Annotated in this window: 22 protein-coding genes, 1 tRNA gene and 1 riboswitch; of the genes, 6 read left to right on the forward strand and 17 right to left on the reverse strand. The window is 41.3% G+C overall.

Translation table 11 applies throughout. The features are described from left to right. Nucleotides 1–2 precede the first annotated feature (2 nt). The gene (locus QV280_RS03925) at nucleotides 3–860 is read left to right on the forward strand and encodes a 4Fe-4S dicluster domain-containing protein (protein WP_152821747.1); all 858 of its coding nucleotides are present in this window, start codon (nucleotides 3–5) and stop codon (nucleotides 858–860) included. 127 nt (nucleotides 861–987) lie between these two features. On the opposite strand, the gene QV280_RS03930 is transcribed toward QV280_RS03925, so the two are convergent. Beyond that, nucleotides 988–1,725: a sulfite exporter TauE/SafE family protein gene (locus QV280_RS03930; RefSeq protein ID WP_152821749.1), complete on the reverse strand. Its 738-nt coding sequence runs from the start codon at nucleotides 1,723–1,725 to the stop codon at nucleotides 988–990. A gap of 487 nt (nucleotides 1,726–2,212) precedes the next feature. Between QV280_RS03930 and QV280_RS03935 the strand changes: the two genes are divergently transcribed. Continuing rightward, nucleotides 2,213–3,373, forward strand: coding sequence for a conjugal transfer protein TraF (locus tag QV280_RS03935; RefSeq protein ID WP_152821751.1), 1,161 nt, complete (start codon nucleotides 2,213–2,215; stop codon nucleotides 3,371–3,373). Nucleotides 3,374–3,455: 82 nt separating this feature from the next. On the opposite strand, the gene thiC is transcribed toward QV280_RS03935, so the two are convergent. From thiC to QV280_RS03955, 4 genes are all read right to left on the reverse strand, one after another. Continuing rightward, on the reverse strand, nucleotides 3,456–5,384 hold the full coding sequence (thiC, locus tag QV280_RS03940) for a phosphomethylpyrimidine synthase ThiC (protein WP_152821753.1): 1,929 nt from the start codon (nucleotides 5,382–5,384) through the stop codon (nucleotides 3,456–3,458). Nucleotides 5,385–5,655: 271 nt separating this feature from the next. Beyond that, a riboswitch (TPP riboswitch) is annotated at nucleotides 5,656–5,754 on the reverse strand. Between the two features lie 257 nt (nucleotides 5,755–6,011). After that, entirely contained in the window at nucleotides 6,012–7,433 is a 1,422-nt protein-coding gene (locus QV280_RS03945) for an anaerobic C4-dicarboxylate transporter (protein WP_152821755.1), read from the reverse strand. Between the two features lie 242 nt (nucleotides 7,434–7,675). Next, nucleotides 7,676–8,260, reverse strand: a complete 585-nt coding sequence (locus tag QV280_RS03950; protein WP_152821757.1) for a type II secretion system protein — start codon at nucleotides 8,258–8,260, stop codon at nucleotides 7,676–7,678. A 158-nt stretch (nucleotides 8,261–8,418) separates the two neighbouring features. Next, nucleotides 8,419–8,964 (reverse strand): porin family protein, encoded by a 546-nt coding sequence (locus tag QV280_RS03955; RefSeq protein ID WP_023402819.1) that lies wholly within the window; start codon nucleotides 8,962–8,964, stop codon nucleotides 8,419–8,421. Nucleotides 8,965–9,197: 233 nt separating this feature from the next. Here QV280_RS03955 and QV280_RS03960 point away from each other — a divergent pair, with 233 nt between their 5' ends. The 3 genes from QV280_RS03960 to QV280_RS03970 all read left to right on the forward strand — a co-directional run bounded on the left by QV280_RS03960 (nucleotide 9,198) and on the right by QV280_RS03970 (nucleotide 11,367). Beyond that, the gene (locus QV280_RS03960; RefSeq protein WP_152821760.1) at nucleotides 9,198–10,124 is read left to right on the forward strand and encodes a LysR family transcriptional regulator; all 927 of its coding nucleotides are present in this window, start codon (nucleotides 9,198–9,200) and stop codon (nucleotides 10,122–10,124) included. A 67-nt stretch (nucleotides 10,125–10,191) separates the two neighbouring features. Beyond that, the gene (locus QV280_RS03965; protein ID WP_023402817.1) at nucleotides 10,192–10,599 is read left to right on the forward strand and encodes a bleomycin resistance protein; all 408 of its coding nucleotides are present in this window, start codon (nucleotides 10,192–10,194) and stop codon (nucleotides 10,597–10,599) included. Between the two features lie 240 nt (nucleotides 10,600–10,839). Beyond that, a complete protein-coding gene (locus tag QV280_RS03970; protein WP_152821762.1) occupies nucleotides 10,840–11,367 on the forward strand; it encodes a hypothetical protein in 528 nt (175 codons plus the stop codon). A 112-nt stretch (nucleotides 11,368–11,479) separates the two neighbouring features. Here QV280_RS03970 and QV280_RS03975 read toward each other — a convergent pair whose 3' ends face one another. The 6 genes from QV280_RS03975 to QV280_RS04000 form a co-directional block, all read right to left on the reverse strand. After that, the gene (locus QV280_RS03975; protein WP_152821764.1) at nucleotides 11,480–12,529 is read right to left on the reverse strand and encodes a type II toxin-antitoxin system HipA family toxin; all 1,050 of its coding nucleotides are present in this window, start codon (nucleotides 12,527–12,529) and stop codon (nucleotides 11,480–11,482) included. Continuing rightward, nucleotides 12,516–12,833 carry a HipA N-terminal domain-containing protein gene (locus QV280_RS03980; RefSeq protein ID WP_152821766.1) on the reverse strand — a complete coding sequence of 106 codons (318 nt, stop codon included), beginning with the start codon at nucleotides 12,831–12,833 and terminating at the stop codon, nucleotides 12,516–12,518. The genes QV280_RS03975 and QV280_RS03980 overlap by 14 nt, the downstream gene beginning before the upstream one ends. Further along, the gene (locus QV280_RS03985) at nucleotides 12,818–13,126 is read right to left on the reverse strand and encodes a helix-turn-helix domain-containing protein (RefSeq protein ID WP_152821768.1); all 309 of its coding nucleotides are present in this window, start codon (nucleotides 13,124–13,126) and stop codon (nucleotides 12,818–12,820) included. The genes QV280_RS03980 and QV280_RS03985 overlap by 16 nt, the downstream gene beginning before the upstream one ends. 375 nt (nucleotides 13,127–13,501) lie before the next feature. Beyond that, a complete protein-coding gene (locus QV280_RS03990; protein ID WP_367869610.1) occupies nucleotides 13,502–14,980 on the reverse strand; it encodes an FAD-dependent oxidoreductase in 1,479 nt (492 codons plus the stop codon). Between the two features lie 163 nt (nucleotides 14,981–15,143). Then, a complete protein-coding gene (locus QV280_RS03995) occupies nucleotides 15,144–15,443 on the reverse strand; it encodes a hypothetical protein (RefSeq protein ID WP_253912588.1) in 300 nt (99 codons plus the stop codon). Nucleotides 15,444–15,572: 129 nt separating this feature from the next. Further along, entirely contained in the window at nucleotides 15,573–16,544 is a 972-nt protein-coding gene (locus tag QV280_RS04000; protein WP_152821771.1) for a LysR family transcriptional regulator, read from the reverse strand. Between the two features lie 124 nt (nucleotides 16,545–16,668). Between QV280_RS04000 and QV280_RS04005 the strand changes: the two genes are divergently transcribed. Further along, on the forward strand, nucleotides 16,669–17,166 hold the full coding sequence (locus QV280_RS04005; protein ID WP_152821774.1) for a hypothetical protein: 498 nt from the start codon (nucleotides 16,669–16,671) through the stop codon (nucleotides 17,164–17,166). 685 nt (nucleotides 17,167–17,851) lie between these two features. On the opposite strand, the gene QV280_RS04010 is transcribed toward QV280_RS04005, so the two are convergent. The 6 genes from QV280_RS04010 to QV280_RS04035 form a co-directional block, all read right to left on the reverse strand. Next, on the reverse strand, nucleotides 17,852–18,700 hold the full coding sequence (locus QV280_RS04010) for a hypothetical protein (RefSeq protein WP_152821776.1): 849 nt from the start codon (nucleotides 18,698–18,700) through the stop codon (nucleotides 17,852–17,854). Between the two features lie 748 nt (nucleotides 18,701–19,448). Next, nucleotides 19,449–21,140: a hypothetical protein gene (locus QV280_RS04015; protein ID WP_447026262.1), complete on the reverse strand. Its 1,692-nt coding sequence runs from the start codon at nucleotides 21,138–21,140 to the stop codon at nucleotides 19,449–19,451. A 197-nt stretch (nucleotides 21,141–21,337) separates the two neighbouring features. Beyond that, nucleotides 21,338–22,447, reverse strand: coding sequence for a tyrosine-type recombinase/integrase (locus QV280_RS04020; protein ID WP_447026263.1), 1,110 nt, complete (start codon nucleotides 22,445–22,447; stop codon nucleotides 21,338–21,340). A 225-nt stretch (nucleotides 22,448–22,672) separates the two neighbouring features. Beyond that, entirely contained in the window at nucleotides 22,673–23,122 is a 450-nt protein-coding gene (locus QV280_RS04025) for a hypothetical protein (RefSeq protein WP_447026264.1), read from the reverse strand. Further along, nucleotides 23,119–24,405, reverse strand: a complete 1,287-nt coding sequence (locus QV280_RS04030) for a tyrosine-type recombinase/integrase (RefSeq protein ID WP_447026265.1) — start codon at nucleotides 24,403–24,405, stop codon at nucleotides 23,119–23,121. The genes QV280_RS04025 and QV280_RS04030 overlap by 4 nt, the downstream gene beginning before the upstream one ends. An 80-nt stretch (nucleotides 24,406–24,485) precedes the next feature. Next, nucleotides 24,486–24,576 (reverse strand) — tRNA-Ser (locus QV280_RS04035). Between the last annotated feature and the right edge of the window lie 97 nt (nucleotides 24,577–24,673).

Consider the following 24,673-nt stretch of genomic DNA (forward strand, 5'->3'; position numbering starts at 1 on the left):
TTATGGAAAATCAACAAGTAATCCAAACTTGGAACCTGATCGTAGACGTAGAGCGCTGCGAAAACTGTAACAACTGTTTCATGGCCGACAAAGATGAATATTGTGGTAACAGCTTCCCAGGTTACACCGAAGAGCAACCTCGTCACGGACATCGCTGGATTGACATTAAACGCAGAGAAAGAGGCAGCGGCTCATTAGTAGACGTTGCTTACCTACCGACAATGTGTAACCAGTGTAAAGATGCGCCTTGTGTGAAAGCGGCGAAAAATGGTGAGATTTACCAACGTGATGACGGGATTGTGATCATCGATCCTATTAAAGCGAAAGGGCAAGAGCGCTTAGTGAAAACCTGTCCTTACGGGCACATTTGGTGGAACGAAGAGTTATCGCTACCGCAAAAATGGTTCTTTGATGCGCACTTACTAGATAACGGCTGGAAAGAGCCACGTTGCGTGCAGTCTTGTGCAACAGGCGCATTGCAGTCAGTGAAAACCAGTGACCAAGAAATGGAAGAAACCGCCAAGCGTGATAACTTGCAAGTGCTTCATCCAGAGCACGGTACGCGCCCTCGAATTTGGTATAAAAACCTACATCGCTTCAATAAGCAGCACATCGCAGGTTCGGTCATTATGACCGTTGATGGAGTGTCTGATTGTGTAGAGTCTGCGATTGTGAGTCTAAGCCAAAACGGTAACAAGATTGCTGATCTTAATACCGATTACTTTGGTGACTTTAAGTTTGATGACTTAACTGAAAGCCCTGATCCATACACGATTAAGGTCTCTCATCCGAAAGGCCAGTATGAAACGTCACTGGTGCTAGAAGACAGTATCAACTTAGGTGTTCTTGTCTTAGAGTAACAAGATAGATAGACAGTGAACCAATAAATAAAACCCCAAATGCTAAATTAGCCTTTGGGGTTTTTCTTTGGAAGAGTATTTAATTACTAAGTGATTACAGTCTGAACTTAAATATTAAAAAACAGGCTTATCCCATTAAGCCAGAATGTAATAATTTAGCGCCAGAAAGTAGCAGTAGGAAATAACAAATACGATACACTTGTTGTTGTGAAGCAATATTTAATAAATATACGCCAAGTTTCACACCGATTGGTGCAAGAGGAAGAAGCACCAGTGAAGTCAGCAGATTTTGTGAGTCAAATTGACCAAAGTAAGCGTAAGGAATCAGCTTAATCAGATTCATAATGGCAAATAACACCGCCATAGTGCCCACTAACACCATCTTATTCAGGTTTTTAGGCAGCAAATAAATGCTAATTGGCCCGCCACCGGCATGAATCATAGTGCTAGAAATCCCTGATAATGTACTCCAGATACCGCAAGAGATTTTGCCCGAACTTTTGGCAGGACCCATTAAGTAATATTGCACGCAAAATAGCAGTGACACCGCGCCGATACTGATTTCTACCACTTTGTCCGATACCACTCCCATGATCACCGAGCCAATCAAAATGCCAATAAATGCGTACGGGAAAATCATCTTCAGCTCTTTGTAGTCACAGTTTCTGTGATGATGTTTTACGGCAAAGATATCCATGACACACAAAATAGGCAACAAAATGGAAGCCGCCTGAAAGGGAGGAATAGTCAGAGCGATAAGAGGCACGGCGATCACCCCCAATCCGCCACCAAATCCTCCTTTGCCAATGCCGTAGACCAGAACCGCTGGAATAGCAGTCAAATAAAAGTAGTAGTCGTCAATCATAATAATATCTCAATAATAAGCAGAGAATAAATGAGCTAATCAAAGACGTCATAATAATCTATTTAATATATGCATCACGACGTTGATGAAGAACTTTGAATTTATATAGAAGGGAAATTAAATAAACCAGATCTTATATTAATAGAACCCAAAAAATATAAAGCGAACCCAAGTCATAAAAACCAAAAACATCCTTTCACACACGAAAACCCCCGTTTCACCAGCGGGAAAGTGCGGGGTCAGGTCTTGAAATTTGCAGGCGGTTTAAATGCTCGCCATGCCTCAATGCTTGATCTACTGGGCATTCGATAAGTTTGAATGAAAGAAAACTTTCATATGGGTGCAATCGTTTTTTGTTGCATCACTGATAGATTCATCACAACTTTGATATTCATCATATGAATCAATTAGCATTAAATGCTGAAATAATAGTATTTTGAATAACAGACAAAGAAATTAATTCATAATTAAAATTATAGGGATATCAATGAAATACATAACTAAAGTTGGCGTAGGACTCGGTGCGCTTTTTGCCATTTCTAACCTAGCGCATGCCAGCAATTATTATGCAGATGGACGTACAACCGCTATGGGTGGCACAGGAGTGGCCTCTGGTAACTATTTATCGGCGAGTTTTATTAACCCAGCTTTACTGGCAAATAGTAAAGAAAGCGATAGCTTTGGTATTTTGCTTCCTTCTATTGGCGTGAGAGCCTTGGATCAAGATGATACCTTGTCTGATATTAACGACTTGCAAGATAACGTAGATAACTTGAATGAAAACAGTAACCAAGAGGATATCGACAAGTTCGCCGATACTTTTAATGCCGTTGCTGAAAATGCACCAGTGTTTGCAGAAGCAAGTGTTGGGATTGCGGTGGCGATTCCTTTTGAGGCGGTATCTGTGGCTTTGTTTAGTCAAAACTACGTGAACGTGGTTTCCATGGTGGATGCAGAACCAATAAACAGCTCAGATTGGGCTACCATTGAGCAAGCTTACCGTAGCGCCGAAGCATCAGTAATTGGCGTGGGCGTTATGGATATTGGCGTGACGTTAGCAAAACAATTCTCGTTTGACGAGCATCGCGTGTCGGTTGGTTTCTCACCAAAGTTTCAGCAGCTACATAGTTACTATTCAAAAAGCAGCTTAGATGATTTTGAATTGAGTGATTACGATGACTCAAAGAACACAGAGAACGTGTTTAATTTAGATGTTGGCTTTTTATATCAGTGGCATGCGCTGTCTGTCGGTCTTAGTGCTAAGAACTTGATCAGCAATGAGATTGAAACTGCGCCAATATCAGGCACTTCACACACCTATCAAGTTGACCCAAACATTGCGATGGGTGTGGCTTACCAACTTGAGTATTTCACGGTTGCGGTTGATGGTGATTTGAATAAGCAAACAAGGTTTAAACACATTACCACCGATGATACTCAGTTTGTACGCGCTGGCGTAGAAGGGAACCTATTTAATTGGGCTCAGCTTCGCGTAGGTTATGAGCATGATTTGGAAGGAAACTTTAAAGACAGCATTACCGCTGGTATTGGTCTAAGTCCGTTTGATGTTGTGCATATTGATATTGCAGGCTCTTATGCAGATGAAACTCAGGCGGGTATTGGTCTGAACTTATCGTTAACGCTGTAATAAAAGCCGCATCCCCAGTGATGATTTGTCACTGGGGATGAATTAGGGCTGTTTAATTTAAATTAGCTTTTGGCTGCAAATTTCAAGACCTGACCCCAGGGTGGTAGAGTTCGGAGCCGGAGTCTAGGAACTCTTGGGATTTTTGGCGCATTCCTTCGAGCGGGTTGTCTAGCATTTTGATTTCTAGAGCGGAATCTAGGGCAACTTGTTTAGAGTCTTTGGCATATTCTCGCACTTCTTGTGAAATCTTCATTGAGCAGAATTTAGGGCCGCACATTGAGCAGAAATGAGCGACTTTTCCAGATTCTTGTGGAAGCGTTTCATCGTGAAAAGAGCGGGCTGTTTCAGGATCTAATGAAAGATTAAATTGGTCTTCCCAGCGGAATTCAAAGCGTGCTTTTGACAAGGCATTATCACGAATTTGCGCGCCCGGATGACCTTTGGCAAGGTCGGCTGCGTGCGCGGCTAATTTGTAGGTAATAAGCCCCGTTTTTACGTCTTCTTTATTCGGTAAGCCTAAATGCTCTTTGGGCGTGACATAGCAAAGCATTGCGCAGCCATACCAACCAATTAATGCCGCTCCAATGCCCGATGTAATGTGGTCATAACCCGGTGCAATATCGGTGGTTAAAGGGCCAAGCGTATAAAATGGCGCTTCGTGGCAATGCTCTAATTGCTCTTGCATGTTTTCTTTGATCATATGCATCGGGATATGTCCCGGACCTTCGATGATCACCTGCACGTCATATTCCCACGCCACTTTGGTGAGCTCGCCTAGTGTGCGCAGTTCGGCAAATTGCGCTTCATCATTGGCATCGGCGATTGAACCTGGGCGAAGTCCGTCTCCTAAAGATAAGCTAACATCATATTTGGCGCAGATTTCACAGATTTCACGAAAATGAGTATATAAGAAGCTTTCTTGATGATGGGCCAGACACCACTTAGCAATAATAGAACCGCCGCGCGAAACAATGCCGGTGACACGTTTGGCGGTCATCGGCACGTGGCGTAGCAACAAACCGGCATGAATCGTAAAGTAATCAACGCCTTGTTCTGCTTGCTCAATCAAAGTATCGCGCATCACTTCCCAGTTGAGGTTTTCGGCGACGCCGTTTACTTTTTCCAACGCTTGATACATAGGAACGGTACCTATCGGCACTGGGCTATTACGCAAAATCCATTCGCGCGTTTCATGGATATTTCGGCCTGTGGACAAATCCATCACTGTATCTGCGCCCCAGCGGGTAGACCACACCAGCTTCTCAACTTCTTCCTCGATAGATGAACTTACCGAAGAGTTACCGATATTAGCATTAACCTTAACCAAGAAGTTACGACCAATGATCATAGGCTCTGCTTCTGGGTGGTTGATGTTGGACGGAATAATAGCGCGTCCTTCTGCTACTTCTCGGCGCACAAACTCGGGGGTGATTTCTTTAGGCAAGTTTGCCCCAAAATGTTGCCCTGCATGTTGATGATTTAGCTGCTCGTCAGCAAATTTTTGACGCCCCATATTTTCCCTAATCGCAATATACTCCATTTCTGGTGTGATAATGCCTTGACGAGCGTAGTGCAGCTGGGTGACGCAATTGCCCGCTTTTGCTTGGCGGACTTTAGGTAGGTTTCCATAGCGAAGCTCATCTAAGGTGTCATCTTCTAAACGAGTTTTGGTGTAACTGGAGCTTACACCATCAAGATATTCGGTATCTTGACGTTGGGTTATCCATTGCTCTCTTAGTTTTGGTAAGCCGTTATATAAATCAATAGTGTGCTCAGGGTCGGTGTACACCCCCGAGGTATCATAAACGTGAATAGGCTCGTTGGTTTGATAGATAGGGGATTCTTTACTTCCGCCTACCAAACTATCGGCTAGGGAAATTTCACGCACTGGCACTTGTATCGCCGGGTGTGAACCTTGAATGTAGCGTTTATTTGAATTGGGGTAGGGCTGGACAGACAGTGAATCAATAAATCGTTTCGCTTCTAGCCTAGTTTGTTTACGGTTCGACATAGCATTTTCCAATAATTAAAGGTAATAACACCAATTGCAGTCGTTAACTAATCAGTCTAGCGGGTCAAAACTCATGACGGTGACACTGTGAATTTTGATTTTAGAACAACGAGTTACTCAAAAATCTAGCGTTACTATCAAGCGTTTACTCTGCGCTATTTCTGATCATTTAATCATAGTGATTGGTATAAAATGCTTGGCGGATTTGACGCAACAAGAAAGAACACAGCTTAGATAAAGTTGTGATCTGGGGATAGAGATCTGTGTTGATAAAATCTCTACTCTTGTTCCCTTCGCAGGTATTAGCCTGATCAGGTTCAACGGATCCCGAGTTAACGGTCTCAGCCTTATGGCACTCCGACAAGTGATTTGTAGTATACGAGTCTTATTGAGTGAATGAAAGATGCACCATTAAAAGAAATCAAGTGCATATAGATTGTGTGAGAAGAGAGTTAATTAGAATAGGAAAACGCAGATAAGCTCTTGTAAAGACAACGAGAAATCACTCAGTGCTCTAATAATACATAAAAAACCCGAGAGCTTAGTTAGCTCTCGGGTTTTCTTGTTATGGAGTATCCGTTTTGCTGTGTCTCGCACTAGTTAAGTGCGTTTTTTAATGCATCGCTATTACGCTAGCTCCAATGTTTTTGAGCTAAGACGATTCATATAACCGTTTACCGCAAAAGCAAGTCCGCCAACCACTATCGCCCACAACCAAAGAGGCAAAATGCCGATGGATAATGCATAGCCAATAGCGGTTGCACTAATCACACCAATGAAGCCTGGAATTAAAAAGCTATGGTTGAGAATATATTTACCTATCTGAGTTGTCCCTGAACGGTCAAAGGTGATGGCCGCCAGATCGGATGGGTAAAATGGGAAAAAGTAGTAAGCGTAACAAGCGGGTAGCACGCCAATAAGCACTTCGGCTGGGATCCCTAACGCAAAGCCAAGCGGCAACATGATGGTGAGCACGGCCGCTTGACTCTTCAAAAACACAGATGATGCATACATCGCAATGGCAAAGGTCCACGGATGTGTTTGCACGATATCTTCAACCAAACCAATGATATATGGTTTATTGTGCGCAATGATGGTGTCACTCATCCAGGCAATACCAAAGATGATGATGACCGCACTCATTCCTGCGATAAAGACGTTAGTTTTTACGATTTTTTTCGGGTCAACATTGGTGGTAAGCAAAATGATAGCGCCTACTGACAACATCAAAAATTGGAGCGCAGTTGAGGTGCTGACCCCTTTTGGTAGCAAGCCAATATCTTTACCAAACATCGCAATACAAATTACAGTGAGGATACCAAGCAAGAATACGGTTAAGCCTCGTTTTGCTTGTTTGTCTTCGTGTGCCCCTTTTGTGTGGGTGCTTGTTTCACTGGTATCGATAAGTTGCGCTTTAAATTGAGGATCTTTACAACGCTCTAAAAACTCAGGGTCTTCGCTAAGATCTTTACCGCGCTTAAGGCTCCAAGTGGCGGCTAAAAGAACGCCTGTAAGCGTTGCAGGAATAGTGACTAGCAATACCTGACCTAAGGTAATATCCAGATTATTACTTGCCGCTGTTGCCATAACTACCGCCGCTGCCGCCGCAATAGGGCTAGCGGTAATACCCATTTGAGAGGCGACGGTTGAGATAGCCATCGGTCTTTCAGGGCGAATACCACGCTTTATACTGACATCGTATATTACTGGTAATAGAGGGTAGACGGAGTGACCTGTGCCGACCAATACCGTTAAGAAATAGGTACATAACGGCCCTAAAAAGACCACTTTTGAAGGGTGTTTCCTTAGCAGGATCTCAGCATATTTAACCAATAATTTGAGGCCTCCAGTGGCTTCAAGTGTGGCGGATGCGGCAACTACAGCAAGGATGATCAGCATGACCCCGATAGGCGGTTGACCCGGCGCAATACCAAATACAAAACTGAGAACAGAAACGCCCAATCCGCCAAGCAAGCCAAACGCAATACCGCCATAGCGGATCCCGACAAATATAACGGCTAAAAGTAACAACATGTGCACATAAAACATAACCACTCCTTTATGCTAATGACTGCCCTCATAGTACGTTTGTTGCTATGTACTTTTTATGATCTGTATAGGAAATAAATTGCACAACAGGGCAGATTTGCAAATATCGGAGGTTAGTCACCTTGTTGCATTTGTGGGGTCTTAGTGTAATTGGTTTGTAGCTTGTTTTGTGGGGTTTTAATCGGTGGTAATCATGGTTAGGTATTACTAGTCGCCAGAGTTTAACCGCTCAACCTCCAAGCTTAACAACCTTCGACAATGGAACCAGAATAATAAACGCCTTTAGTTGCTTCATTAATATAAAACGCGTAGCAACCATTGGATTTCAGCACATAGCCTCTTGGCCAAATATAAGAGGCACGATCTTGTCCGCCATTTTGCGTCAGAGGATAATCTGGCACCGCAACATAACCATTCTTGCCGGGAAACATATTCCCTAAAATGCAAAATTCAGGTTCACTACAAGGAACGGTTTGCCAATTGCGCGTCCATGAAGGGGGAACTTCAATATTAAGCAGTGCACGCAGTGTTCCTGCGCTGGCAGCTGGCATTCCACCGGTCAGTGAAATGGTTTGACCTTGGTAGTCAATGGAGGTGTCTGCATTGTCGATGGCAATTTTTGCATCGGCAAAAGAAAGTGAGGATGCTAGAGCGGCTTCAACCCCTTTGATACTGGCTTCAAAGGCATTGTTTGAGAAGTTAAGAAAGCGCGGTGCAGCCACTACCGCCAGTGTTGCGACAATGACAAGTGCCACTATTAACTCTATTAAGGTAAAGCCTTGCTGTTGTTTTCGTCGCAGTTGTTTTGGCCACTGTTGATTTCGCACGTCCCATCCTTAGGATTTGTTACCAATCTACGTGCATATTAACATATCAATACATTTTATTGTGATTCAAATTTTCAGTGTAGGAAAATAGTAAAGCCACAGCATAAGCAGTGGCTTTGGTCGTAGCATTGTGTTGGATCATAGGTGCGACGGGGCGATTAAAACAGGTAACCAAGTGTCCAAGAGACAGTGTAATACTCGTTATCATCGTAGCGCGAGAAATCAAATCGAAAGTCCGAGTACAGGTGTTGATTGAGATCTGCTCTGAGGCCTGCGCCAGTCACAAAACTAATTTCATTGAAGCGATATTTCGTACTGTTTAGTGTTCGAGTTTCAGATTGTCGAGCCAACCCTAAAATTCCGTAAGGCTTAATGGCAAAGCCATTCATATGGATTTTATAACCAATATCGGTATCGATTTTAATATTGTAGCCGTCAAGATCTGTAGTGTGCTCAGCAAGTAAAAAGGTGTCTTTGTTTTGCGAGTAAGAAAGGTTAATGCCAAGTATCTCGTTAAGCTCATAACCGTATTCTAGTCGAATGCCATCCCCCCATTTGTCGGATTTTGTTAACCATTCCGAGGTGTTAGTACTGTTGTAACCCACGCCAACACGATGAGCTGGCTCAGACATGTTCGCCTGAACAGCGGTCGATAGTAATGAGAATGCAATAACGGTGGTAACAGTAGTGATTAAATTTTTCATGCTTAGCCTTAACTGGGGAAAACCAATCCTTTCTTCTCAATAGCTCCTTGCTTTGCTGCGCTATTGTGTTTTTATTCCCGTTATTAGGCTAATTAGCAGTGCTAATGTGGCTGATAGTTGCAGCTTATTAGTATATAGAATTACTCGAACTGCCTTGTTGTAAAAATAGAAATGACTTACTGTGAAATGAGAGAGGGATGACATCGCACACAGTCCATTGAGAGGGAAAACTAATGGCAAAAGATCGTTTTAATACGCTGGATCTTAATCTGCTCAAAACATTTTTAGTATTGAGCCAAGAGCTCAATATGCGTAAAGCATCAGAGCGACTGTTTGTTTCCCAGCCCGCCATTAGTCAGGCTCTGCAAAAGTTAAGGTTTCATTTTCAAGATGAGCTGTTTGTCAAAGCGCCGCAAGGCCTAACCGCCACTCCATTTACGGTCGATTTGGCGCAAAAGATAGCGCCATTTTTAGATGGCTTAGCTACAGTATTAAATGAAAAAACCGAGTTTGCCGCAGCAGAGCTAAGCGGCGCATTAAAAATAGCAGTAGCGCCAATTGTGTTGACCTCTTTATCTGGCGCGCTATTTCAACATCTAAAACTGGTTGCTCCCAATGCCACCATAGAGCTCGTCGGGTGGAACAAAGAAACATTAAATGATATCCGCAGCGGCGAGATTTTGTTTGGTATCAGTATGGAGCAAAAGCTAATTCAAAGCGTCAGCGCCAGAGCGTTAGTAGAGCTTAATAGCCGGGTTATCGTCAGAAAAGATCATCCTCTAACTCACAGCGAAGTAACGCCAAAAGTGCTAGAGCCATTTGCGATAGCATCCATTCATACTGCGGGGTGGAATGACAATAAAACACTGGCCGCAGATGTAATGAAAGAACAAGGGTTAACACCAACGGTAGGTTTTCGCTCTGAGTTTGTGATGGCCGTGGTCGATGTAATAGAGCATACCGACTTCTTTATGCCGCACTCCGATTTGTTCCCTCTAAAACGCTTCCCAAATTTAAAAGCGCTTACCCCTATAGTAAACGGAGAGCAAATGTCTTTTACGGTGTTTTGTTATTTTCATACCAAGTACACGAATTCAGCATTGATTTCGTGGCTTGAGCGACAAGTGAGGCTGGTTATTGAACAAGAGCGTATGGAGTAGGGATGAGGAACATAGGCCTGCTTGTTTTAATTTACGCAGACATCAGCGATAAGCGAATAAGGCGATTATGACACTACGAGTTGTACCAGAATTGTATTGCTTCGATATGAGCATCAGTAAATCTTATTTTATCGACGTATTAGGCTTCTCGGTGAAGTACGAGCGTCCTGAAGAAGACTTTGCCTACCTTACCTGTGAGGGTGTTGATTTGATGCTAGAAGGTCTCAAAGGAAATAGCCGCAAATGGACTTCGGGCCGTTTAGATTTTCCACTAGGACGAGGCATAAACTTTCAGTGGGATGTGACTGATATAGAGGCACTGTATGGCAACGTTAGAGCAAGGGCCGCGGATTCAATCTATTTGGCTATGGAGTCAAAGGAATATCAATGTGGCCATGCTGTGATCACGCAAAAACAGTTTATTGTTCAAACACCTGACGGTTATTTATTTCGATTTTGTCAGGATGTGGATTAAAGCTTTTCATTATGGTTATCGATGAAACAATGCAGGAGCATAAAGGCATTTTGTACTATTGCTGTTTACCTTATTCATATCCCCTAAATTCTTTACTTCTGAACTCCTATCAAATTACCTGAACACATAACAGGTATGCATATTCGATCTTTGATTGCAGGGTATGGCATAGGTATCTTGTGCTCAACAACAAGACCCTAAGCTCTGATTTTGCAAAGAATCTGTATGAGGAAAGATCAAATGAAAACAATCTCTAACATTGTATCTGTTCTAGCATTACTTACTTCAACCAGCGTATTGGCCAATACCGATTGGTACGTTGGTGGCGGCACCTCGCATGGCAGTAACGTTCAAGGTGATACCGCAATTGTTGAGCTCGGATACAATGGTGAGATATTTGGTGGTTCTCTATATGGAGGTAAAGGTGACTCTGTTATCGAGCAAGATACGCCACAATATAACAGTGATGACGGTTACTTTGTCGGTACTGAACTTGAAGCCGGTTGGAAGTTTCACTTAGGCCAAGATTTCACAATCAAACCGTATGCACTAATAGGCTACGAGCTGCAAATTATCGACGAGCAAGCCGCCAAAGATCTACTGGCTAGCGGAACAGCCAGATACGGCGCAGGCGTACATTCAACATGGAAAATGTTTTACCTAGACGTTGAAGTGGCAGAGCACCGATGGGAAGCAGATAAATTTGAAGACCGTTTTGGTGAATATGATGAGAGTGTGGCGACTGTGACTGTAGGTTTTACGTGGTGATGTAGATGCAAATGAAAATGCACTTTAGATAGTGATTCGTCCAGTCTTCTAGAGCGGCGACTCCTCTTATTAGAGAGGCGCCGTACAAAACCTTTATCTGAAATGGAAGTTATCAAATATCAACATGTTGATTTACTTGCAAATAATGTTCACGACTATCAATCCATTCCAAGACTTTATCTACATCTGCTTTCGGCATAAGGCTATCTTGATAGATACATTTGATTTTATTCTTTTGTTTTAACAAAGTCGTAATCAACTTCTGAGCCAACTTTCGGCTCAATCCAATCTTTTCACCAAAATTCAAAAAATCATAACCGGTATAAGTGCAGTGAGAATGTTGGCCACTTGACGTATTGTTGTTGCCTTCTTCCTCAGCCAGTAACGGTAGCGCTAAGCTATTTTCATTTGCGATATAACCTTTGTAAGGCGCAACTGAAACATAATCATACACTGGTGCGAGCGTAGCCTTTTGGCCTAGCGGGTGTAACAAGCCGAAATTACGAAGATGTAGATCGTTATTACCTAGAAAATAGGCCGCTAAAACACGGTTGAAAAGCTCACGCTTAAACGCAAGGCTTGAATCTATATTTCTAATCATAAACAGACAAGCTTGTTCGTAGCTAATATAGCCTTCGTCATCATTTTTAATCTTGCCGTATTTTTCTGCTACTCCCATAGCACCATCAAGTTGTTCTTGATGAATCACATCTTTATCAAATAGCTGACGATCATAACGACGAATTAAAAATGCAACTTCACCGCCGGATAATTCACTTTTAAAGCGCACCAAACCAAATGGTGGTAGATCAAAGCCTAATTGCTTCATAGCGAGCATGGTAGCGTGCTCATTAGCCGCGAGATTTGGGAAATTTTGTGGCGAAGGTTTAAGGATAAATTGCGCTTGATGCTCAACCATGTTTAACAAACCATCTGCATCAAGTGCTAACGATAACTTCGGTTGATAGCCCGATATACTCATGCCTTTCTGTTTTATTGGGCCTTTGATTAAAAAGTCTTCACGAGTAAAGGGAAGTTGCATTTTGTTTCGGCTAGAACCCAATAGTTCTTTTACTTCTGATCGTAAATATTCATCTTGATAGCGAGTATTGCTATCAAGTAGCGCAAGACTTATTAAGCTTCTATCACTAGGATACATCATCCAGCCTCATTAATTGTACAGCTCCAAGCAGATCATAACCATTGGCGATTAACATACCCAATATGTCACGCTCATCAATTTTCTGTTGCTCAGAGAAACTCCTCTTAAGCCAGCCTTCAGGTGCCAGACTCTTAAAATACGGATGTAGTTGTTCAGTTTCAAATCGGCGTGTACTCACTGGTAAGCTAAGCGATAGAGATTGACCTCGATAGTTTTTGTCATACTCGAACACATAACCATTTGCACTTTGAGTTAAAACACCACAAAACTCACCGTAAAGCAGCACTTTTACTTTTCGATCCAAATTTTCATTCCTAATTCGTTCGCGACAACTAAAAAATTCTCTAGTGAAGTATTTGCTGGATCTTTCATTATCCTCATCAATGTAGAACGAGATATATCTGTCTGTAATTCTAGATCTTCATAAGAGATGCCTTTCTTTCTCTCACGTAAATCATTGATAAGTAGTTCTTTATCAAATATTGAATAGGAGGGAACAGGTGAATTTGATGCATCTTCTATATCAGAGAGTATTTCTTCCATATTAGCTGATATATGCTGTAGTTCTTTACGAAGTTGGAAGAGTTTGGGATTCATATTTTACCTGATGTGTCATATTTGAAAGTAAATACCATTAATATGCACTTTAGTACCATATATAACCAAAGTAAAGCGATGCATGTTTCTTTATGATACTTTTGGTTGCTATTCTGTATTTTTGTTCCATATATGAATGGTGATGATTTTCAAACCGATGCCGTTCTTTTTGGTTCAATAAATTCGGTTTGTAGTGGCATAGTGAATTTAGCCACCTTTATGTCTGCTGAATTACCCAAGGCAGTCTGAAAAATCAGAATGTGTTTTGATTTGTAATTCGTTTTACCCAAAACTTCTCAGCGCGATCACCTAAACGATCCGCACTCTCTCAACTCTGGTCGCAACAGGCCTCTAAATAACTCACCAACCAAACTATCAACTATCGGAAGCCGTCCCAGTTTGAATTGCTAGGGCTTCTGGGTAGCCTCTGTCTCTCGCCAATGCTTTAGCTCGCAGCTCTATCTTCTCTAAGGATAAAGCTGATAAGTATGGATGGGCCTGCTCGATAGTGATTCCAGAACTCATCTCAGGTGCCGTTAAAGTTTGTTCAGCACTACTTAAATCTTGCAACTGTTGCTTAATCTTACGTGCTGCCTGATAGGCCGATGAGGCCTTTACTAGCTCAATCCGTGCATAGTTATTTTGGGTGAATGAGACATCAGCGACGCGCAGACTTGGGTCTTCCCCTGGGATTTGCTGAGCACCAAAAAGGGGTTTTCCGCCCACGGTTGCCTTTGAAAAGGTGGGGATATGCTGACTCATATGTCCAATGGCATTTTGGGTACGCTGTTGAATCGCCGTTTCAGGCCATCCATGAGTGATTTTGGCCTCAAGCTCTGATGGCAATCGAGGTTGTGAGCTTGGTTCTTCACTTGCTACCAAGCCCTTTTCAAACAAGGTGATAGATTCGGTCATACCGTGGACTTGAAAGTACCCATTACTATACGGGGTTAGCTGCGCCATGCCTTGAGGTGTGCCTCTCTCACCATGGAAAATTACCTCAGGCCAGTGTATGCCACTGCTTTCCCAGTGCGTTATGAATGCAGACTTAAACTCCACGAATCGCTTTTGTGACTGCTTGGTCAGGTCATCTATAGTGCCTGTTTTATACCCTGTGGCATTCACCAGATAATCCACAACGACGTGTTGCTTCTCGCCCTGTTTTGGTTGGTAGGTTAAATGCCATTGGTTATTTTCATAGCGCGCCTCTTCCAAGCGACATCCCATCTTCAAATGAGCATGAGGATGATGCTCTAGAGTGAGGGTGACACTGGCTGCAAGACGAAAAACGCTCAGGCCAAACTCTTGAACAACCACAACGGGATACTTGAGCTTATCTAGGTCAACGAATTGAGCAAAGGGAATCATCCAGTCGTCATGACTCGATGGATTGTTGGGTTGCTTGTGGTCACGAAGCGCCTCTAATTGTTTACGGCTGTATTGCGAGTAATACTGGTCCGGCTCGCCTAATACGGCATTTAGAGGGTCTTGTGAGACCAAGGATTGATAGCTTTGTTTGATAACAGAAAGGCGAGGCAGTAGGGCCTCTGGCTCATTACTATCAGTAAGTGGTGTTGCAATAACCGTAGGTCGTGCGTTCACGGCATACGGGAAAAGACGCACTGTCTCAATCGACTGCTTAAGTAACGCTGTACATTGCTGTTGAGAGATCTCTCGATAAAGATTACCACCAGCATGAAGATGACAAATGGGTGGACCATTAACTAAGCCATCACTTTGCTCAATCAAAGTGACGTCTATACGCTGTTCAGCAAGATGTAGCGCAGTCGTAGAGCCCGCGATTCCACCACCAATAACCGCAACACGGAGCGAAGTTTGCACTTGTTCAGCCACGACCTATCTATCCTTTATTCTTAATACACACTAACTTTGCTTTTAACCAATTAGCTGTTGATCAAACTGTGCATACTCTACAGGCGATAGCCGTTTATTGGAACCATGTCAGGGCGTTACATGGTAAACATCTCTATGTAGTCGCAGACTTTGGGCGCGATCTCTATAGATACCAGTCTTTATCGTTTGGAATACGGCTTTCCCTGATTACAGGAGAGCCAATATGATGCTGCGTATACTGAATAAATTCGCTGATAAGTAAGGCCTGTTTTCGGTGCGGATAGATAGCGTAGCAGATGCCTGTATCCATAGCGGAAAGCTTATGATCCGTCAGCAGAGGCACTAGCCTTGTTTCAGAGATCGGCTGATCGAGATTAAACCAGTCGATCAGCGCATAATCTGAGCCTCCTTTTAGCGCTCCCGCAATAGTGCGCACATCACTGATCTTATAGTTGCTCTGCATTCTAAAGGTGACCATATTGCTTTTAAGATCTCTCCTATGCAAAAAACAAGACCTGACCCCGTTTACTTTTCAGTTAACAACTTTATAAATAGTCATGTTGTGGTTCGCTCAACCAACAACTTTCGCAACTTACGGCAGTTCCCATTCGCTTCTGGTGTTGTTACCGTACATTTTTTCAAACTCGGGGATATTTGACTCCCAACATGGCGTTCCTTCACCAATATGTTCTTTCACTGCATCAAGGAACAAGCGTGTACGCATTGGCATTTCACGATGTGGGTAGACTGCGTAGAACGAGCTATAAGAGGCCAACTTGATATCAGTCATTATGGGAACCAATTTACCTGACAATACTTCATCTTGGATATGAACCGAAGGGATCTTACAGTAAAGTCGACCTGCTAGTGCCATTTGAACAACAAAATCAATATCACTTCCAAAATAAATACAATTCATTGGTATTGTTTGTATATGCTTTTGATTATCAATATATTTTATTTGAGTGACCCGAAAAGTTTCTGTTGCAAATCCCCCTGCAGGTAATCGTTCTAAATCTTCAAGAGATTGGGGGTCACCGTATTTACTCAGAAAATCAGGTGAAGCAACTAATACCGAGCGGTTTCTAGCTAAGTGGCGAGCAACCATTGACGAATCTTGAAGTTGGCCTGCTCTAAAAGCAATATCAAAGCCTTCTCCAATAACATCGACAATGCGGTTGTTTGTGTGAAGCTCAATAATCACTTCAGGGTAGCGTTCTTGAAATTCTGCAATCACAGGTTGCAGTATATTTTTAGCTAATGAGGTGATAGCTGTTATTTTTATGAGCCCTTTGGGCTCCGTATGATAATTTTGCGCGACCTGAATGGTATTTCTTAAACTGTCACGTAATACTTCAGCTCTTCGTTTTACTTCCACACCAGCAACAGTCAGCGAAAGTGTTCTAGGCGAACGATTTAATAATCTGACTTCAAGTTCTTTTTCAAGCTTTGAGAGCTGCTTTGAAACCACTGAGCGATCAATATTACGAAGTTCGGCAGCTTTTCCGTAAGAACCTTGCTCTGCAACATCAAGAAATAAGAGTAGTCGACTTGTGATATCCATTTTATTCCTCTCAAAATCTACGATGCCAATTTGGCACTATAATAGTGCCATTCTATGTCTATTTAAGCATCAATAGTATCCGTATTATTATCGATACACAACGGCATAAAGAGTGAGATCAATTATGGAATCAGTAACACCAAAGAACGAATTTACTTCCTCTGTAGGTACTGCAAGCAATGCGCATGAAAAAAGTATTTTGCCATCTAATCCTGAAGGTTACGAAGGAAACATAGCGGTTTGTACTGTATTAACTGTCATAAGTGCAATGGAGGTTGAAACCGATAATATGTGGGATAGGCACAAACAATGGCTAAAAACCACACATGGTCCTTGGGGTTTGATTTCATATACGGTTGCAAAGCATAAAGAACTAAAACATCCTTTAGATCCTAAAAATAATGACACTACAGATCGAATCGTATATGTGATCCACGAAATATATAAGAACATCGACGGGCTTAAAAAACACTACGCCGAGTGTATGCAGGGTCACTATGTGGAAGATTTTATTAGAATCTGCTCTGCTGAGGGTAATTCCTTAACCGTGCTCCAAGGTTCAGCCATTACTCATTCACTGCTTCCAAAAGATTGCGATTTTCCGATCATGTTTAATTCATAAAGATTGATAGTTGCTCAGTGAGTGACCGGTTGTGATGAAAAAGAGTGAAGATCAACCCCAGAGTCGTTAAATGAATTTCGGAGTGAGTCTACAGAACTCAGTATTGCTTGTTTGGTTTCTTTAGGTGAATCCCTAGATATATCCACATTATCTAGGGATTTTAGAATTTGAGAAATAATGGGCGCACTTCGCCTGATGGCAATAGGACGAGACTTGGTTTTTAGACTGAATTTAAAGTCGAACGGATAGCCTTGTTGTACAAGTGCTTTGGGGGTACAAACGCGGACGAAATAGACGCAATGACGACTTTTATATAGATACATTGACTCACCTGATTGACTCACCAGAGCGTTTTCAGGGACTCAGAAACGAAAAAAGCCCTGATAAATCAGGGCTTTAAATGTGGCGGAGAGATAGGGATTTGAAAATTAACTATCTTTAAGCCTTATCTATAACCCCTTGTTTAGGTTGGGATTAAGACTTGAGAAACCTTAGAGTCAACTTCAGTTGACTACTGTAATTGACAATAGTTGTATTTTTGAAAAGTGTCAAATCTTAATTTAAGGGTAAAAATGAATTTTGGAAATATGTATCGTGGTTTACTTTTCTATTGGCTTTGATGCCTGTAGGTATTAAAAACATTAATTCTATACGTTCCTTATCTTAACAATTCACAAGTAAATAACTAGATTTTACAGGCTATCTTTGCCGTTGAGTTTGAAGATACGGAAAGATTTATTTTATGGCGATCTAGCATTGAAGTATCACTTATAAATTGAGCATTTTGATAGCTTGTTGACCCAACTGTACTTTTTATTTTTGCACGAAACTCATAGTCAACAATCACGATATTGTCGACAACTTCACGGTTAATTATATCACCAGGTTCTATGTAAACCTTTTCCACCACGTTAACAATATCTGCATCCTTTAGTAATTTTTTAAGGCGGATTTCATCATCTCTTACACATTTTTTTATTATATCTCTGTTCTGAACAAGTATTTTTTGATCATGCGACCTCTTTTGATTATATTTAGCTTCACGCTCTGCTTGGAATTCCATTTGTTGCAATAGTAAATTAGCTTCACGTCGCTTAGCCGCTTGCCTTGCTAAAGAATCTAACTCTATTTTTCTTTGCCTATCAGCTTCTCGCTTGTTTTGAATTTTATCTAATTCATCATTTTTAGCTTGAGCTTCTTTTAGTTTTTTATGGTGAGATTCTTGTTTTTCATCTTCATTTCTAAGATCACACTGAACAGAACCAGCATAAGACCACTTATCAATAAGAAATACAGCAGTACTCATTGAATAGATTTTTTCTGGAAGAATAGAAACGCTGTTTGTCACCATAATCTTATGGTTTTTTGCTAGGTAGTTAATATTGCTCTGGAAAGCAGGATCATTGTTGTAGCACACATTAATGCGTTTTCTTTCTTTTTCTGTGATATTGTCAGAAATAACTAGGTTTTCTAAATTTGCATTAGCTACCTGTGATACTAAAAGCATCAAAGGTGCTAAATAAATGACTTTCATTTTCAGATAATTCCTATGTAGCTAGTTTAATATTTATTAAACAACATATTCAAATAAAGTGTATTAGTCAATGTCATTCATATCAGAATGAGATCGTGAGCAATGTTAAATCAATATTACGATCGATTTGACGGTTATATTTAGCTGTGCTTTGTACTGTTAATCTCAACAGAACACTTTTTGTAGATAATTTTCGTAATTAATTGAGGACATAATGTCGTTCATCGAAAGTGATCTACACTAGCACTTTCAACAAAATTACAAAAAATTTCCTTTCCTTTAGTTTAGGGTTTACTTCATAAAGCTCTAAGTTGAAATTTCTATCAACATCTTCCCACGCTTTAAATGAATATTCTAAAGCATATAAATCTAGAGGGATTTTATATGGGTTATACTAGCAACCTGCTGCGCCCGCTATTTAATCAGCGCTATACCTTCGGTATGCATATCATGTAGAAGATCCCAATCACTAATTTTATCCACATATATTTAAAGAAGCGCTAAACAGATGATTTTATATTGGCCATAAATAATATTAATTGTGTTGAATAAGTTAGGTGACAGTTTTATTTTATGGTTTATTGAGCTTGATGACTTAAACAAAGTGTTAGGGAAAAAATTTTTATCCGATCTACTTACGCATCGAACTGCAAGCTCAAAATAAACTGAAAAGCAAATAGCAAAAAGAGGTCATGATGACCTCTTGAGTTCTTCCTAGAGTAATGAATCTCATTTTTTACAACGATATTTACGGTTTCATAGTTGACTCTGGCGAAGGAGACCGTTTATTGGTGCCAGGCTTGGGTGTCTGCATTGTTTTAAGCTCCTTAGTCAGCGTGTAGTCTTTGATTTCGTCTTCACGCACTTTGAGGTATTTCATCACGCTAGATTCTGCAATCCAGCTGTTAAGTGTTTTGAATATGGAGGTAACTTGTTTCCGAAAGCTTTCATAGTGACGATTACCTTTTTTAGCATCGATGTAGCGGTCGATTGCGGCAATTGCAATGGCGATGCCTTTGCTGAGATCAAGAGTGGCTTCTTTACTTTCAAGTTCTTTTACGCGCTTGTGCAATTGAATAGCCTCTTGCTCTAAAGCCTTGTTCTGTTCAATTATCTGACGTTGTTTGTGCCTCTTATCTTCAATGTCCAATGTATGCTGTTTAAGATCTTCCTCTGCTTGCTGCTGTTGTAGGTATAATTTTTGTATGCTTAGCTCAGATTGTTGCATCGCCTGTCTGAGCTCGTCTATTTCTTCCTTGTGCTCTACGATGTTCGATTGAGCGATTTTCAGTTCATCATCAATTATTGCTTTTCTCTCTTTATGCTCTTTCTCAAGAAGCGCTCTTTGCTCTAGCAGTTTTTGTTGCTCTTCCAATGAGCGAGAGTGGAAGTTATAGCTACGTTTAGCCTTGGGAAGCCTTGCTTCTCGGCGCATTTCTTTATTTTTCTCTAGTTGTTCCTGAGTTTTTTCTACTCTGGTAGCTTCAAGCTCGATCCCGTTTTTTTCAAAGTAGTAATTGGTATAGAGCAAAAACATCGCCTGCCAGTATTCACCGCGCAACTTTGAGTAGTAATAGCTTTTCTTGATCTTACTTTCTTCCCAGAAACTCTGGTCTTTCTCTGAGAGTGTATTGGTGACATATCGTTGAATCGCTAGTTCTTCGCATTCTCGTAGATCGAATTCTTTCGTATGCCTATTTTGTCCATCGATAAAGCAATGAATATGGCTACAAAGGTCTTCATGTTCGAGTCGCTCGTCGCCATGAATGACGGATAGTTTTATTTCATGATTGGGAAGAATTCGATTTAGAAAGCCATGTACTAGCTCAACATTATGCTCTGGTGTGACATCGATATTGCTAACTTGCCATTGTAAAGGGATTTTAAAAATGACTTCTTGAAAGCGTGTATGTTGCCCAGAGCGTTCTGATTGCGTCAAAGCGTTATGTGCATTGATATACTTGCTAAGCATATTCAGGCGCTGTTTAGCGCGTTGTTTTAATAGCGGCTTAATATCTTCAAGGACTTTAGTGCGCAGCGGATGATTACGAGGAGTCTCCAGCAGCTCTTGAAGGGCATTCGCAGCCAAAGGGTTATCCGCTTTCCTTTCGGAGTTGATAGCCGATTTCAACTTAGCTGTATAGTTAGCTAATTGGGTTTGCTTTTGTTTCTTGTTTTGGATGTTGGGTGGGTTGAAGCTCTCAATTAGCTCAATTCTATCACTCTCTGATAAATCGTTGAGTGGCTTTAGTTCACCATCTAAATAGAGATAATTACACTGACTGAGATTTTCGTTCCACTCGATTGACTTCAATTCGTCTTCAGTTAAACGAGAAAGGCAACGGAGTGTGTGCGCTAATGAACGGCACATTTTGGCTTTGGAAATAGGTGCTGCTGTATAGTTCTTCTGAGCAGCAAATGTAGCGATTTTTTTTCTCATTTGGTCACCTGTGGGACAAGCGATCAAACTGCTAAGTTTGCCAAGAGCTGATATGCATCTTTTCCTTTAGAAAAGTGTAATATCAGCATACTTGGTTACACCAGCATGACCTCTACCTGAATAAAGTGCCATGTTGGTATTATTCAATTGAGCGATAACAGTTTGCGCGCTGGTTTTCTTTGTGTGAATTACTGGGTTTAGGCTGCGCGCTTAAACAGGTTTGAGACATGAGTGATGAGCTTAACATGCCATGAGGTAGGCTCTTTTACGGCCTCTTTTGGGAAGCTTTTTGTTAAAGCGGCTGATATTGGTGTTGAAGATAACCGTTGGGTCAGCTGCTCTTCAGGGGCGATCTCGTTATCTGATTTAATCCACTTAGCATAATGCTCCTCGAAGACTTTGATATCAGTATGACCCAGTTGCTCCGTGATCCATTTAATAGGTAAATTGGTACTGGCAGCATGGCAAGCAAAAGTCTTACGACATTGGTGCAGACCGCGAGTACGAATATTCAGTTTCTTGAGGAAGTGGCGATAGTAAGACTGGTCTAAGTCTTTAGTGTGCTTATAGTGCGCTCCCGATTCGCTATGTCTTGCCAAGATAGGAGTAAAGTTACGTTTTTCGACGGAGTTGTTGTCTTGTAAAACGACATCTATGGAGTGTGTTGTTAATGTACCTACTGAAATATGTTGTTGCAGTAAGGACAGTACTTCGGTTGATAGATTAATAGTGCGCTGAGATGATGGAGTTTTCGTGCACTTATATTTATCTTTTGGCTTAGCCAGACTTACAGTATAAGTTTTATCATCAAAATTCAGTGACTCTAAATTGAACATGATGACTTCGCAGGGACGAAGCCCTGTAAGGCACATTAGAATGACGGCAAGAGCACCACTGTCTCCTGGCTCAAAGCTATCCATCATGCGTCTGACTTCTTCAACACTAAATGGGTCAATATTTTCCTTGGCACGAGCCTTGATCACCTGCTTAGGCGATTTAAGATTTGAAATACCTTTCATAGGATCTGTAGCAAAGACTCCATCTTGATATGCCAAGCTGAATAATTTACGCATCGGCGCGAGACGGTTATTGATGGTCTTGTTACTTGAACCTTTACCTTGCCATAGAGTAATAATGTTGACGATATCACTGTGTTTGATGTCTTCAAACTCATACTCAATCAGTGCTTGTTGAATGATGTTTAGGCATGAGATTTTAGCTATAGCCGTTGTTTCTGAGTCATTAGCTTTCGAAGCGTTAGATATAGTATCGATGTATTTATTTAACGTTGATGGAATTGCTTTCATAGCGACCTTTTTTTATTTTTATTAGTGTCTATGAATGTGTTTCGACCGTTTTTTTTAAATTCTTCGATTTAAAACGGAATTAATTTTGACTTACGCTTCAAATGTGAGTTGGATCGTGTATTTGGTCGGTTTCGCTGAATAAATATATAGTCAATATCACGTAGATATACAGAAAGTGACTAGATGCTTTTTCCAGACAAAAGCATCTAGCCACTCATTATTTTCCTAGCTTAAGCCCAATAAAATACACATGTTCTGTTTTTTGTACTTTAAATGCTTGAGCTCAAATTGAAATTGCCGATCATGCTTACGCACCCAAATCCTACCTGTATGCTTGTTAATCCGTTTAATCACATAACCTTGCTGAGAGAGAAATAGCATAGCAATGGATAAATTAGTATGACAGGTAGGCTCACTGTGCTCTGGTGGCAACGACAGATTGAGTAATGCGAGTACTTCTTGAGTCCAAGTATGAGGAAATCCTTGCTCAACCAAGTGTTCTATAGAAGAGTTTGGCGTAGATAAAAGAGTACGAAATAGTGCAACGCATCGTTTTATCTCATAGTCAGGCCATCCCATATTCATGTATGAGGTCAGGTGTAGGAGCTCATTAATCGGCTCTTCTTCCACGAGTTCAAATAGAGACTGAACCGCTTGTTGAGTACGATATGTCATAATGCTTCCTCCGATAGGTTGAGCGAAAAAGCTTCTACCACGTCAAGCTTGGACTTAAGGTTTAAGCGCTTGCCATAACGACCAAAGGTCATATTGCTATTGGTGTGACCAACAATTTCAGCAACTTGGGTTTCCGCTATTCCTTGTTGCTTTAAGGTGTCAATAAAGGTGTGCCTCAGTCCATATGCTGTTGGCCGTATATGTGGCTTCATACCCATCTTTGATTGAAGTTTTCCAAATTGAGTACGGTATTTTTTTGACCAATCTTGGTTAATATTTAATGGTTCATAGTCAAAGAGCTGTTTTTCTCTGCGTCCGTTAACGTAGTGAGTGAAACCTAGCTGAAGGAGCATTGAGTGAATTGGTATTGTGCGGATGGCATGTTTGTTCTTCACATGCTGTTTTTCACCAGCATCAGTGATTTTTATATATGGAATTGTGCTTGAAAGACTGACATCGTGAGTTTCGAGCTGACAAGCTTCAGAAGGCCTTAACCCCATATAGAGTTGCATCATCGTTACCCACTTAAGTGAGTCAGTGGCCGATTGGAAATAGCTACTCTGCGTCAATTGTTGTAGCTCTGCGGCTGACCACCTTATTCTTTCATCGGAGGCATGTTGTTTGGACTTAAATTTGTATTGAATCTGCTGGGCAGGGTTGGTCTCAATTTTTTCCATTACATGCAGCCATTTAAAAAACTGCTTAATAGAAGCGAAGAACTCTTTATTCGTCTTCGCACTTCGGTGTTCTGCATTTAAATGAGCGATGTATTTCATGAACAAAGCTGTATTGAAATTGGCGTCTTTTAGGGAACGATAGAATTGAATGAAATGAGTAATTCGTTGTTTTAATTGGTGAACAGTTAGAGGGGTAATACTTTCATTAGCTTTATGGGCAGAAAACTCAGCTAACCATGTGTCGAGAGGAAGGCGTGTCGGTGGCGTCATCTTTTTATTAATTACTGTTGAGCTAAAAGACAAAGCTGTTGTAGTGTTATGTGGTAAGGGTGAGCTTTCCCATTGTTTCCACGATGTTGTGATTAATTTGTGAAGCTCTAATTTAAAAGTGTCTAAACAATCCCTAGTTAATGGCTGATTGCATGTGAAATTATCTAGGGACTTAATGACAATAGGGGCTGTGATTAAGTTTCTACGAAGAGCTTCTCGACGCTCTTTAGTATGAAGACTTATCTTGAAATCGAACGGAAAGCCTAGTTTTACTAGCTTCTTGGGGGTACAGATTCGGGTGTAGTACACCGAATTGGGATGTTTGTATAGGTACAATTGACTCACCTCATTGGTATTGAAGTGATTCTCTAGTTCCTTAAATGCAAAAAGCCCCTGATAAATCAGGGGCTTAGATATGGCGGAGAGATAGGGATTTGAACCCTAGAACCGCTATTAACGGTTGCCGGTTTTCAAGACCGGTGCTTTCGACCACTCAGCCATCTCTCCGTGTGGCGCTAATATTATAAAGCTTGAGAAAGGTTGTAAAGTACTAAGTTGTTCGTTTGCTTGGTTTTTAAGCATATTTAGTTATTTAATTTGGGGT

It is taken from the genome of Vibrio sp. B1Z05, assembly GCF_052955985.1.

Excerpts from the sequence above, each read along its gene's own strand:
- QV280_RS03960 (WP_152821760.1), top strand. The coding sequence starts at position 9,198 with ATGGCAAAAGATCGTTTTAATACGCTGGATCTTAATCTGCTCAAAACA.
- QV280_RS04020 (WP_447026263.1), bottom strand. The coding sequence starts at position 22,447 with ATGAAAGCAATTCCATCAACGTTAAATAAATACATCGATACTATATCT.
- QV280_RS04015 (WP_447026262.1), bottom strand. The coding sequence starts at position 21,140 with ATGAGAAAAAAAATCGCTACATTTGCTGCTCAGAAGAACTATACAGCA.
- QV280_RS03955 (WP_023402819.1), bottom strand. The coding sequence starts at position 8,964 with ATGAAAAATTTAATCACTACTGTTACCACCGTTATTGCATTCTCATTA.
- QV280_RS03970 (WP_152821762.1), top strand. The coding sequence starts at position 10,840 with ATGAAAACAATCTCTAACATTGTATCTGTTCTAGCATTACTTACTTCA.
- QV280_RS03965 (WP_023402817.1), top strand. The coding sequence starts at position 10,192 with ATGACACTACGAGTTGTACCAGAATTGTATTGCTTCGATATGAGCATC.
- QV280_RS03930 (WP_152821749.1), bottom strand. The coding sequence starts at position 1,725 with ATGATTGACGACTACTACTTTTATTTGACTGCTATTCCAGCGGTTCTG.
- QV280_RS04025 (WP_447026264.1), bottom strand. The coding sequence starts at position 23,122 with ATGACATATCGTACTCAACAAGCGGTTCAGTCTCTATTTGAACTCGTG.
- QV280_RS03935 (WP_152821751.1), top strand. The coding sequence starts at position 2,213 with ATGAAATACATAACTAAAGTTGGCGTAGGACTCGGTGCGCTTTTTGCC.
- QV280_RS04010 (WP_152821776.1), bottom strand. The coding sequence starts at position 18,700 with ATGAAAGTCATTTATTTAGCACCTTTGATGCTTTTAGTATCACAGGTA.
- QV280_RS03975 (WP_152821764.1), bottom strand. The coding sequence starts at position 12,529 with ATGATGTATCCTAGTGATAGAAGCTTAATAAGTCTTGCGCTACTTGAT.
- QV280_RS03985 (WP_152821768.1), bottom strand. The coding sequence starts at position 13,126 with ATGAATCCCAAACTCTTCCAACTTCGTAAAGAACTACAGCATATATCA.
- QV280_RS04000 (WP_152821771.1), bottom strand. The coding sequence starts at position 16,544 with ATGGATATCACAAGTCGACTACTCTTATTTCTTGATGTTGCAGAGCAA.
- QV280_RS04005 (WP_152821774.1), top strand. The coding sequence starts at position 16,669 with ATGGAATCAGTAACACCAAAGAACGAATTTACTTCCTCTGTAGGTACT.
- QV280_RS03945 (WP_152821755.1), bottom strand. The coding sequence starts at position 7,433 with ATGTTTTATGTGCACATGTTGTTACTTTTAGCCGTTATATTTGTCGGG.
- thiC (WP_152821753.1), bottom strand. The coding sequence starts at position 5,384 with ATGTCGAACCGTAAACAAACTAGGCTAGAAGCGAAACGATTTATTGAT.
- QV280_RS03925 (WP_152821747.1), top strand. The coding sequence starts at position 3 with ATGGAAAATCAACAAGTAATCCAAACTTGGAACCTGATCGTAGACGTA.
- QV280_RS03995 (WP_253912588.1), bottom strand. The coding sequence starts at position 15,443 with ATGCAGAGCAACTATAAGATCAGTGATGTGCGCACTATTGCGGGAGCG.